Annotated in this window: 10 protein-coding genes; 7 read left to right on the top strand and 3 right to left on the bottom strand. The window is 41.2% G+C overall.

Annotated elements, in window-relative coordinates; genetic code table 11:
* Positions 1-32: 32 nt before the first annotated feature.
* Positions 33-761 (bottom strand): YdcF family protein, encoded by a 729-nt coding sequence (locus H6G06_RS10600; RefSeq protein ID WP_190559777.1) that lies wholly within the window; start codon positions 759-761, stop codon positions 33-35.
* A 320-nt stretch (positions 762-1,081) separates the two neighbouring features.
* Between H6G06_RS10600 and ctpB the strand changes: the two genes are divergently transcribed.
* The 4 genes from ctpB to H6G06_RS10580 all read left to right on the top strand — a co-directional run bounded on the left by ctpB (position 1,082) and on the right by H6G06_RS10580 (position 5,189).
* Positions 1,082-2,422 carry a carboxyl-terminal processing protease CtpB gene (ctpB, locus tag H6G06_RS10595; protein ID WP_190559775.1) on the top strand — a complete coding sequence of 447 codons (1,341 nt, stop codon included), beginning with the start codon at positions 1,082-1,084 and terminating at the stop codon, positions 2,420-2,422.
* Between the two features lie 106 nt (positions 2,423-2,528).
* A complete protein-coding gene (locus H6G06_RS10590) occupies positions 2,529-3,497 on the top strand; it encodes a glycosyltransferase family 2 protein (protein WP_190559773.1) in 969 nt (322 codons plus the stop codon).
* Positions 3,498-3,646: 149 nt separating this feature from the next.
* Positions 3,647-4,246 (top strand): DNA-3-methyladenine glycosylase family protein, encoded by a 600-nt coding sequence (locus H6G06_RS10585; protein WP_190559771.1) that lies wholly within the window; start codon positions 3,647-3,649, stop codon positions 4,244-4,246.
* 247 nt (positions 4,247-4,493) lie between these two features.
* Positions 4,494-5,189, top strand: coding sequence for a response regulator transcription factor (locus H6G06_RS10580; protein WP_190559769.1), 696 nt, complete (start codon positions 4,494-4,496; stop codon positions 5,187-5,189).
* A gap of 421 nt (positions 5,190-5,610) precedes the next feature.
* Here H6G06_RS10580 and H6G06_RS10575 read toward each other — a convergent pair whose 3' ends face one another.
* Together H6G06_RS10575 and H6G06_RS10570 are read right to left on the bottom strand one after the other, a co-directional pair.
* On the bottom strand, positions 5,611-5,892 hold the full coding sequence (locus H6G06_RS10575; RefSeq protein WP_096570543.1) for an Npun_R1517 family heterocyst differentiation transcriptional regulator: 282 nt from the start codon (positions 5,890-5,892) through the stop codon (positions 5,611-5,613).
* Positions 5,893-5,960: 68 nt separating this feature from the next.
* On the bottom strand, positions 5,961-6,125 hold the full coding sequence (locus H6G06_RS10570; RefSeq protein WP_190559767.1) for a hypothetical protein: 165 nt from the start codon (positions 6,123-6,125) through the stop codon (positions 5,961-5,963).
* A gap of 791 nt (positions 6,126-6,916) precedes the next feature.
* Between H6G06_RS10570 and ndhM the strand changes: the two genes are divergently transcribed.
* From ndhM to H6G06_RS10555, 3 genes are all read left to right on the top strand, one after another.
* Positions 6,917-7,273 carry an NAD(P)H-quinone oxidoreductase subunit M gene (ndhM, locus tag H6G06_RS10565; RefSeq protein ID WP_277875196.1) on the top strand — a complete coding sequence of 119 codons (357 nt, stop codon included), beginning with the start codon at positions 6,917-6,919 and terminating at the stop codon, positions 7,271-7,273.
* 320 nt (positions 7,274-7,593) lie between these two features.
* Positions 7,594-9,528, top strand: coding sequence for a protein phosphatase 2C domain-containing protein (locus H6G06_RS10560; RefSeq protein WP_190559765.1), 1,935 nt, complete (start codon positions 7,594-7,596; stop codon positions 9,526-9,528).
* Between the two features lie 160 nt (positions 9,529-9,688).
* Positions 9,689-11,281 carry a CHAT domain-containing protein gene (locus tag H6G06_RS10555; protein ID WP_190559763.1) on the top strand — a complete coding sequence of 531 codons (1,593 nt, stop codon included), beginning with the start codon at positions 9,689-9,691 and terminating at the stop codon, positions 11,279-11,281.
* Positions 11,282-11,347 lie beyond the last annotated feature (66 nt).

The raw sequence follows: 11,347 nt of genomic DNA, 5'->3' as shown, positions 1-11,347 counted from the left end.
GGGTAGTTAGGACATCGGTTATGAAACTCCGACTACAAGAGGGTTTTACTCCTAACTCCTGCTTTGATTTTTAATTGTCCCTGATGTTCACAGTGAAAACCGCGTTGTTGCCAAGCTGGCATATCTACATCAACCAGTCTTGTTAGGTTTGAGCATTGGGGATGAATAAAGTGACTGAAAACCGCCCAAAATAAGCTACGGATAACATCTAATCCAGTTTTTATCAAAAATTCTTTATTACCAGGAATACCTTGTTCCTGAACAACATCAGGCTCTACCCAAATTCCCTGAGCGCCTAAAAGAATTTGTGCCATTAATTTAGCTCGTGATATATGAGTTCCAGAAGTAATTAATTTTACTTTACGCACTCCCCAGCGTTGCAAAATTGGTATCCCGTAATAAAAATTTTCAAAAGTAGAATGAGCGCAATTTTCTAACCAGACCTTTTGTAAATCCGCTGCTTCCCGTTTAAAAATGAGCCAAATACAGGGTGCTGGGGAACCTTGAGAAATTAAAATAGGTATTTGGGGAGATTGTTTAGCCAGTTGAGCAACATAAATCTCCCTACGAATACTACCCCCAAGCACGAAAAAGGCATCTACAGGCTGTGAAGAAGCAGAAACTAAGGTTATAGTGGTGAAAGTCAGCCAAATCAGCAGGATAAAACACAAACCAAAAGCAATATTTTGTAACAATCGCCACAATTTTCTCGATTTACCCTTCCAGGAAATTGATGATTTGCTCGTAAATTTGTGCTTCATAACATAGAAAATTAAAACTTTATTGTTTACTATTGAAAAATCCTGCCATCAAATCAACAAAATGCTATCTTAGGAAAAGGATTTAGGGTGTAAAGAGGATACAGTGACGAGATTCACAGCGTTGCTGTCGTTGTTTTTACAGTAAACCCACCAAATCTAAGCGATAACTATTAATAAAAAGACGGTAATTTCAACATCATTTACAAAGGAAAAAAATGATTGATTAAGCATAGCTGATAAGTAGAGTATAAAAACTTCAAAATCTCAGGAAGACCTGATTGCTAAACTGTCAACAATACAATTATTCCATCTGAATATACATGAATCAATCTGCGAAACGTCACTCACCGCTCCAAGCAGCCTTGATTGGTGGAGCGATCGCTACAACTGCCACTATATCTGTGTTTGGTCAAGCTTGGACAAGATGTGTTCACGCCGCTTTACAAGATAGTCCAAAAGCGTTAGTTGACCAAGTATGGCAACTAGTGAATCGTGAATATGTTGATGGCAAATTTAATCAACAAAATTGGCAAGCAATTAGGCAAAGCCTGTTAAGCAAAGACTATACTTCCAATGAACAAGCTTATGTAGCCATCCGCGAAGCCCTGCAAAGATTGGGTGATCCCTACACGCGGTTTATGGACCCCAAACAATTTGAAACCCTCACCAATCAAACATCTGGTGAAGTTTCTGGAATTGGCATTCGCATGGAAATAAACGAAAAAACCAAGCGATTGACCGTTGTTGAACCTATAGAGAATTCTCCAGCCCAGAAAGCAGGTATTCAAACAGGGGATGAAATTTTAGCGATTAACGATCAATCCACTCTCAAGATGAAAGTGGATGACGCATCTAATTTGATTCGCGGCAAAGCTGGCACTAGTATCACCTTACGACTGGTAAGACCCGGAAAAAATCAGTTTGATGTCAAGCTGACAAGGGCAACTATCGAAGTTCCGACAGTGCGTTATACCCTCAAGCAAGACGGTGGCCGTCGGATTGGCTATATTCGATTGAGGGAGTTTAGTGGCCACGCCGCTGATCAGATGCGACGAGCTATTCGTGAGTTGAACAGTCAGAAAGTCGATTCCTATGTATTAGATTTGCGAGGAAACCCAGGCGGTTTGTTGCAAGCCAGCATTGAAATAGCGCGGATGTGGCTGGATAATGGTGGCATTGTCAAGACAGTGGATCGTGTGGGAGGTAGTGAAGAAACTAAAGCCAATCGCACAGCCTTGACAAATCGACCCTTAGCTGTTCTTGTAGATGGTAATTCCGCTAGTGCTAGTGAGATTCTCACCGGCGCACTCAAGGATAACAACCGGGCGGTAGTAGTAGGTAGTCAAACCTTTGGTAAAGCCTTGGTGCAATCAGTCCATGAACTTACAGATGGCTCTGGGTTAGCTGTGACTATCGCTCACTACTACACCCCCAAAGGTACAGATATCAACCATAAGGGGATTATACCTGATATTCAGCTAGATTTGACGGAAGCACAAGAGCGTCAGTTGGCTGCTAATCCCAACTTAATCGGGACTTTGAGTGATCCACAATATGCCCGTGCTATTGTTGCTCTCTCTAATAGCAAATTTGCCCAACCCCTAACACCTCCTCAAACTTCCCAACCTCTAAGCGTTCGGGCTGAAGATTTGAAATTTTAAGTTTTGTTGCCAGGTGTTTATACAACTTGATCCCCGCTTCTCTAAGAAGTCGGGGATCTTATAGTGATAGTATAAATATTCGTAGGTAATCGACGAACTCAAATATATGAATCATCAGCCTGTTGAAGCAACTACCGCCCAAAGCTTTCTCCCCAAGGTGTCGGTGGTGATTCCTATTTATAATGGTGAGGCAGATTTACCAGACTTGCTGAGTTGTTTGTTGTTGCAAACTTATCCAAAAGACCAGGTAGAGTATCTATTAGTAGATAATAATAGCAGCGATCGCACCCTCCCTATTTTGCAAACAACAGCTGAAAATTCCCCAATCACCATTCGTCTTTTAAGTGAAAATAAAATTCAAAGTTCCTACGCAGCCCGCAACACTGGTATTAAAGCCGCTACAGGTGAAATTATCGCTTTTACCGATGCAGATTGTCGTCCTCAGCCCCAATGGTTAAATAAATTAATTCGGCCTTTCATTAATTCAGCAGTTGTAATTGTCGCTGGAGAAATTGTCGCCCTACCAGGAAAAAGTTTATTGGAACAATTCGCAGATAAACAAGAAACTTTATCTCAAAAACATACTCTTGCTCATAAATTTTGCCCCTATGGACAAACCGCAAATTTAGCAATTCGTCGTCAGGTTTTTACTAAGTCAGGTTTATTTCGTCCCTATCTTACCACAGGAGGAGATGCCGATATTTGTTGGCGGATTCTCAAAGCTAATCTGGGTAAATTAGAATTTGCGGCTGATGCTATTGTTCAACACCGTCACCGACTGACAATCAAAGAATTAGCTAGTCAATGGAGGCGTTATGGGCGTTCTAATCGCTATTTACATGAATTGCATCATATAGAATTAACGCGAGAAATGAAAACTAAAGAATATGGTTATATTCTCCTGCGTTGGTTATTAAAAGAAGTACCAAGGGAAAGCATTAAAAATATTATTGGTAAAGCTGGTTTTGTAGATTTTTTAAATACGCCCCTTGGTCTATTTACTGGTAGAGAAAGAAGTATTGGACAAAGAGAAGCAAAATTACCAGAAAATGCCCATATAATTGAATGGTTGTAAGTTTGGAAATTTAAGATAGGGACTTGCAAATAAAAAAATATCCCATCACTTTTAGAGCAAGGGGAGGAAAAGCCGTTATAATTTGTTTTTTGTAGTTCCCTAAAGCGATGGCACAAGAGCGATCAGCATTTTTATAGATTTAATCATCAATGTACTCAGTTGCGATTACAACACTTAAACAAGATTCTATTTTAGCCGAAGTGATATTGCACGTAGGGGAATGTCGGCTAAATCAGGTACAGCAAACAGGGGATTTATTAGATTGTTTGTGCCGGTCAATTATTTACCAACAATTATCAGGTAAAGCCGCTGCCGCTATTCACAACAGATTTTTACAACTATACAGTGATTCATTGACAGCTAGTGATATTATTAACACCCCAGATGATGTTTTACGCTCGGTGGGCATTTCCCGTCCCAAGATTTCATACCTCAAGGATTTAGCACAACGGTTTGAGCAATTACCAAGCTTAGATGACCTACAAAAAATGGATGATGAATCTATTATTAAGTGTTTAACTACAGTTAAGGGTATTGGACGTTGGACTGTGCAAATGTTACTAATATTTAGATTACATCGTTGGGATGTTCTACCAGTAGATGACTTGGGTATTCGTAATGCTATCCGTCAACTCTATGGTTTAGCTGACCTCCCCAATAAAAAAACTGTAGAACAACTAGCCCAACAATGGCAACCTTACCGCACTATAGCTTGCTGGTATCTTTGGCGGAGTTTGAATAATTCTTGAGGGAAATTTTGAGCAAAAATTTTGGTTTGGACTCAAACCCTTTATACTATGGGCAATAGACATCGCCAGAAATTGGGTATGCGTTTTTCAAAACCCTTGTAGAGACCTTCCATGGAACGTCTCTACATTCTTCTTCGGAGATGTCTAAGAGTATCCCTTACAATACCTCAAATCTCCCCTATCCCCAGTACCCAATCCTGACCAAATTTCGCTAAATTAGAAAAACGTACACTCATAGGAATTTTCAATGTCAGCACAACTGTTACTGGTAGATGATGAACCAGGGTTAAGAGAAGCCGTCAAAGAATATTTACAAGAAAGCGGCTTCAGTGTTCAAGTTGCCAGTAACGCCCGTGAAGGTTGGGACTTGATGCAGCAAAATACACCTGATTTAGTGATTTCTGATATTATGATGCCCCAGGTGGATGGCTATCAGTTCCTCAAGCAACTGCGAGATGACCCCCGCTTTCAGTCCTTACCAGTGGTATTTTTAACAGCTAAAGGCATGACAGGCGATCGCATCCAAGGTTATCAAGCAGGTGTTGACGCTTATCTACCCAAACCCTTCGATCCGGATGAATTAATAGCCATTGTTGAAAATCTTCTAACCCGTCGTACTGCTCAAGCACCAGCTATAGGTGAAGATAGTGAAAACATGGACATTGCCAAATTAGCCCATGAAATTTCCAAAATTAAAGATTTGTTAAGTCCAAGAACTGGTATTTCTCAATCTCCACCTCCATTTAAAATCGATTTGACCCCCAGAGAGCAAAGTGTATTAAACCTGGTAGCGCAAGGATTGATGAATAAAGAAATCGCGCGCCGCTTAGAAACCAGCGTCCGCAACGTCGAAAAATACGTCAGCCGATTATTTAGTAAAACCGGCACTAACAGCCGTACAGAACTAGTGCGTTTTGCTCTAGAACATGGACTTGCTCAGTAGCTGCAACACGCCAACACACCTTCACCTCTCTCAAGAGAAGTTATGGCGACAGCTTTCGTATTCAATGGGAATAAAAAGAATAGGTAAAATGCACCTGGTTGAGTTTGCTACCAAACTCCACTATATGGGTGGTTGTAATTGAAACGGAATCCTAGTTTTTCTGAAATTCCCCTGAGTAAAAATTTTAAACAACCCTAACCCAAATTTTAAGCAACGGATGACCGCATTAATAGACATCCAGGTTTTGTTGTGGTAGTGCAACTGGTATGGGTTAATGTAGATGCTGACTTGAACTTCTAGGTAGTCTTCTCACTTGTAGTTTTAGAGTCAGATTAGACAAGTCAACTTATGATTCAGATCAATTTTAGTTAGGCACAAACGTAGATACAGCATTTGCTACTACTCAAAACTAAATCTCTAACTATTGGCTGTTATCAACAAAGTTTCTTAAGCGCATTAGTTGTCTTCTCATTTGAGGTGAGGCTTTGAACTCAGAAACCTCCTGCGCCTTCACAGACGCTTGTAATGTTTCCAAAAAGTCATCAGATCCCTCAGTAAGTGCGTCTAATAGCACCTGCAAAAGTTGTTCGCGATCGCCCAACAGACTCTTTTCCTCAATCAAACGGAACTTGAGATGTATTTCGCACTCATAAACACCTACTTCGAGATTATTGATTTGGCGCGGTAAGGCTTTGGAGTTCATAGTCTTGAGGATTCCTTTACTTGGTGTTTATACAGGTGAGGAGCTAAAATATCCAGAAAAAAAATTCTTCATATTTCTTTTAAATACAAAGAAGTGTTTGAATGTAAGAGTGTTTTCTCATCCATCAAATTTGCATTCCATTTCTCACTCCCCCCTATTTTTATTGCAAATCGCTTTTTACGGTCTAGATTTTGATGTTCCTGTGGTAGTTTTGGCATATCTAAGTCATACACTATTATTCAGTTTTTAAGATTCTATACAATAAAGTTTCTGTAAGAACTTGTCCAACCTTTTTAAAAGTTTTTACACTAACTTTATCTAAACGTCAATAACCGTTTAACTTATTACAATTGAGTCAGTAATTTTACTTAAATAATGTGCTGGATTTTTTCCTGGAATCAAAGCTAGATCAAATTTTAAGCACTTTAGATGAAGTCAATAGAGGTAATCTTTCTTCTCAGCAAATTTTGGAAGGGTAAATCAGTAAATTTATTAACTGTAAAAATTCGGTTGTGGATGATCACATACACATTGAACCAGATTATTTTAGCCCAGAATTTGACAAAATAGCATTCTTGGTTTCAAATCAGACAAGCTATACTGAAGGAAATCATCAATTTTAACAAAATATCTGTTTTAGTTTTCGATTCTTGCTCACAATATTGCTCGACCAATTCTTTTTCCGCTTCAGTAGTTCAATAAGTGATTAATTTTTCAGGTATGCCCACAATCAGATACCGCTATTCAGGGTATGCTCTATGGGTGATGAAATGAAAACTCTGGACTGGGGATATGGGGAGAATAACATTCTAACTCTTGCCTCTTACCTCTTGCCTCCTGTCTATTGCCTTTTTCCACTGACGACTAAACTAATGTAAAGAAATATGAAAAACTTAAAACGCTCTAGGCTGGCTGGGAAAATAAAACTGCGCTCAAAGCTAAAGCTTGTAAGTTGAGACAATTAAGCTCAGGCAGAGCCGTTAAAATGATTGCAGTGTAATTAACCGAAATCTTACACCTTTTTATGGATAACCCGATGCTGCTCAAGTCCACAACCCGTCATATTCGCATTTTTGCGGCGGAGATGGACAAGGATGAACTAGTTCCTAGCAATCATGTCTTGACGTTAGATGTTGACCCAGACAACGAATTTAACTGGAATGAAGACACGCTACAAAAAGTTTATCGTAAGTTTGATGAACTAGTAGAAGCTTCAAGTGGTGTAGACCTAACAGATTATAACTTGCGTCGGATTGGGTCAGACATAGAGCATTTTCTGCGATCGCTCCTACAAAAAGGTGAAATTAGCTACAATCTCTCTAGCCGAGTTACTAACTACAGCATGGGACTACCCCAAGTTGCAGCCAACGCAAATCAATAAGGTTGAGAGTGATTGTTGATGAGTTACAAAATTTATAACTCCTGTTATAAATCCATAACTCATAACTCACAGACAAATTAGAGGTATGGCAAAACCAGCCCCTAAAAGGTAGCTATGCTGAAAGGCAGGGGAGAAAAGGCAAGGGAGCCGGGGAGCCCAGGAGCAGAGGAGAATAACTTTCTATCTAGTCCCTAGTCCCTAGTCCCCCTAGTCCCTAGTCCCCAGTCCCCTATTATGTTGAGGACAAAAACATCAGCGGACTAAATGACCGCTGCCCATGCTGTTGAATAAATTGCCAATCGCTGATCGGTGCGACAAATATGGAAAATGATGCGGCAACGCTGTACTGCCCAAATGAATATTGTCAAGCTGCCAACCCCTTGACTCACAAGTTTTGCCAGCGATGCTCCACACCCTTACCCAAGCGTTACCTGTGGGTAGTGGGAGATAGTTTGAGCCTGGGTAGTCCTGGAGAAATTTTAGCCGATCGCTATTTAGTCCTTGGTCAATCAATTATTTTTGATCTCAAACCTGGGTTATTACCCCAAGTACCTGAATTAGATAATTTAGAGAAAATAAAAGCTTATCTAAAACTAATCCCCTACCGCTTACATATACCACAAGTATATGGGGTGCTTTCTCTGAATCAGGGACAATCTCAGCCAGAAATATTGCTTCTGGAAAAACCGCCCCTGTTAGCTGATAGTACAGATACTCAAGTAAATCTGTGCAGCGAGTTAACCGCAGCTTGGGGTGATGCTTCATCAATGCGGCAAATTAATTGGCTTTGGCAAATAGCTCATTTGTGGCAACCTCTAGCAACTGAAGGAGTAGCCTCCAGCTTATTAGACCCCTATTTAATCCGAGTAGAAGGGTCATTAGTGAGGTTACTAGAATTGCGTTTTGATTCTTCCCAAACATCACCAACATTGTCACAATTAGGAGCATTTTGGCAACAACTCCTCAAAAATGCCAAGCCAGCCATAGCTGGTTTCCTCAAGCAAATTAGCGATGCTCTAATTGAAGGTGAAATCAACTCATCTGAGCAATTAATTACAGTTTTAGATCAAGCACTGGCAGGATTGGGGACAGCCTCCTGTGGACGAAACTCGCCAATCCAAAGCACCACCATTAAAATTATCACCCAAACAGATACAGGGCCTAGTCGTCAACGTAACGAAGATGCCTGTTACCCCCCTAGCGGCGTTATTGTCAGTAAACCTCCCCAGCAAACTGCCTTAGCTATTGTTTGTGACGGCATCGGTGGACATGAGGGAGGCAACATAGCATCAAACTTAGCCATTGAAACCATTCAGCAACAGGTCATCCAACTTACCTCAGTTCCTTTTGAAAACATAGACCCCTTAATACTTCTGAGTGATTTGGAACAGGCAATAGCACTTGTCAATGATAAAATCAGTCAGCGCAACGACACTGAACATCGCCAAGGGCGGCAACGGATGGGAACTACTCTAGTCATGGCCTTGCCCATCGCTCACGAAATGTACATTACCCATATTGGTGATAGTCGTGCCTATTGGATTACGCGCCACGGTTGTTATCAAGTTACCCTGGATGATGATGTCGCTTGCCGCGAAGTGCGATTAGGCTATGCCATTTATCGCGAAGCATTACAACATAGTGGTTCTGGCTCTTTAGTCCAAGCTTTAGGTATGAGTAAGAGCGCCTCATTGCATCCTACTTCCCAACGATTTATCATTGACGAGGATGCTGTTTTCTTGCTCACTTCCGATGGATTGAGTGATTTTGACCGCGTAGAAGAGTGTTGGGAAACAGAGATATTACCCGTTCTCAATGGGGACACAAATATAGAAACTGCTGTCTCCCGACTGATGGAAATCGCTAATACGAAAAATGGACATGATAATGTCACCATCGCTTTAGTACATTATCAAGTCAAATACTGCGAACCAGATATCATTCTCAAAGCAGAAATTCCTGATATTTCAGCCAGCAACACGGTAAATTTGACACCAAAAAGAACAAATGGAACAGCTTTGGGCAATTCCGACCAGCCAACTCAAGTAATTCCAGAAACCAAGCCTGCTCGTGCTTCCAAACTGCCACTACAGTTACTAATTCTTTTAGGGGTGCTTTTAGCAGCCGGTTCCCTGGGATATTGGCTCAAAATCCAACGAGAACCCCAATCTACATCCGAGCCACCAATTCCATCTCTCAGCCCACAACCAACTACAACAGCAACACCGACACCACAAAGCTCAGAAAACCAATAAGATTTATCGCCATCACCAGTGACGAAGCGCCAAGCGCCTGAGTGATACTCATCACCATCATAGGATATGATAATTCAGGTGATCAACAAAATCAAAATTTTCCGCCCAGACAAAGTTTGTTGTCAATTACTGCTTTTTAAAGTTTAGTTTCCACAAATCCATGTCCTGCCTGAATGTGGCGATCGCTCGTCTGGTAAATACTGGCACTGATAACTTCGCTATTTGGGTGGTTAAAGCTCCCTATCCTAGTGGTTATGTTTTGCGTGACTGTGTTTTTTCTCCTGAACTCGGTCAAATTTGGCAAGAATGGCAGCAAATGTTTGCTGGTCATAGTCCCCTCGATATTGCTTTGGTCTCAACATCACCAGGAGTAAATACATTACCAATTGATTTTAGTTCACCCCTAGTCGGTCAAACTACAAGTCCCTACAGTAGTCGGTTGATGCAATATCTGGGCATTAGTTTATGGCGCTGGGTATTCGATGGACAAATTCTTGGTAGTCTGGAACGTAGTCGCGGTATGGCTATGGGTCAGAATAAACGGTTGCGTTTTCGCTTGGAAATTCGTGACCCTGATCTGATTGCTCTACCTTGGGAAATTATGCAGCGCGAACCCGGCCAATCAGCAATATCTCTTTCCCAAGATATTTTATTTAGTCGGACTACCAGTGAAGTTGAACCCCTGCCAAATTTGCGAACAGACGCGGCTTTAAATGTCTTGTTGGTTTTGGGACATGATGACAACCTAGAATTGGAAACAGAAGCTGCTATTCTGGAAAAAATCTTGTCAGAATGTAGTCCGTCTGGTAAAAATTCTGTATCAGCCTGTATGGTCAAGACACTCTTGCAACCCACTCCACAACAGTTAATTCAAGAGTTGGAAACCAAAGCCTACAATGTCTTTTTTTACGCTGGTCATGGATTACCTGCTCCCGATGGTGGTTTATTATTTTTGGGACCAAATATGACCCTCAATGGCATAGAATTAGCCCAAGTATTAACCCGCACAGGCGTAAAACTAGGGGTGTTTAATGCCTGCTGGGGAGCGCAACCAGCGGCTATTAATCAACAGGCTATACCCGCTAGCAGTTTAGCAGAAGTCCTCATCCGTCATGGTGTACCTGCAGTATTAGCAATGCGGGATGAAATTGCAGACCAGGAAAGTCATAGTTTTATTAAAGCTTTTACAGAAGCATTGCGATCGCGTAAACCAATTGATGAAGCAGTAGCTGCTGCTAGGCAAGAACTGTTAACAATATATAAGTTCAATCAACCAGCTTGGACATTACCAGTTCTTTACCTACATCCGGATTTTCGTGGTGACTTGATTAAAAGTGTTGATGAAGGAATTACGGAATTACCCGATACTGCTATCTCTGGTATAACTTCCCCAGCACCCATTGCTTCTTTACGATCGCTTTCATCAGAAGGTAAAACTTGGTTACTGCGTTCTGGTGTTACCCGTATTGGTCGCACGAAAGATAATGATATTGTTATCCCCGAACTATATATTTCCAAACGCCATGCCGAAATCCTCTGCCGTAATATTCTCACTGGTTCTAAATCAGTTACCACTTATTACTTGCAAGATTTCTCCACCTACGGTACAACTTGGTGTCTAAGCCCAAATGGTTGGCAACAAATTCTCCGTGAGCAAGTACCTCTGAGATCAGGAATGAAATTAAAGTTTGGCAGTGCTAAAGGCGAAACATGGGAGTTCATGATTGAAGACCCCTTGACAGGTGACGGATGACTGGGGACTGGGGACTCGGTAGCTGGGGAAATTGGGAAATTGGGAAATTGGGAGATGGGGAGATGG

It is taken from the genome of Anabaena sphaerica FACHB-251 (assembly GCF_014696825.1).
Taxonomy (GTDB): Bacteria; Cyanobacteriota; Cyanobacteriia; order Cyanobacteriales; family Nostocaceae; genus RDYJ01.
Note: the sequence above shows the minus strand (reverse complement) of the source record. Positions and strands in the feature narration are given on the sequence as shown.

What these genes read in the sequence shown, in the direction of transcription:
- H6G06_RS10575 (WP_096570543.1), bottom strand. Translation starts at nt 5,892, where the DNA reads ATGAACTCCAAAGCCTTACCGCGCCAAATCAATAATCTCGAAGTAGGT.
- ndhM (WP_277875196.1), top strand. Translation starts at nt 6,917, where the DNA reads ATGGATAACCCGATGCTGCTCAAGTCCACAACCCGTCATATTCGCATT.
- H6G06_RS10590 (WP_190559773.1), top strand. Translation starts at nt 2,529, where the DNA reads ATGAATCATCAGCCTGTTGAAGCAACTACCGCCCAAAGCTTTCTCCCC.
- H6G06_RS10555 (WP_190559763.1), top strand. Translation starts at nt 9,689, where the DNA reads ATGTCCTGCCTGAATGTGGCGATCGCTCGTCTGGTAAATACTGGCACT.
- H6G06_RS10600 (WP_190559777.1), bottom strand. Translation starts at nt 761, where the DNA reads ATGAAGCACAAATTTACGAGCAAATCATCAATTTCCTGGAAGGGTAAA.
- H6G06_RS10585 (WP_190559771.1), top strand. Translation starts at nt 3,647, where the DNA reads ATGTACTCAGTTGCGATTACAACACTTAAACAAGATTCTATTTTAGCC.
- H6G06_RS10560 (WP_190559765.1), top strand. Translation starts at nt 7,594, where the DNA reads ATGGAAAATGATGCGGCAACGCTGTACTGCCCAAATGAATATTGTCAA.
- ctpB (WP_190559775.1), top strand. Translation starts at nt 1,082, where the DNA reads ATGAATCAATCTGCGAAACGTCACTCACCGCTCCAAGCAGCCTTGATT.
- H6G06_RS10580 (WP_190559769.1), top strand. Translation starts at nt 4,494, where the DNA reads ATGTCAGCACAACTGTTACTGGTAGATGATGAACCAGGGTTAAGAGAA.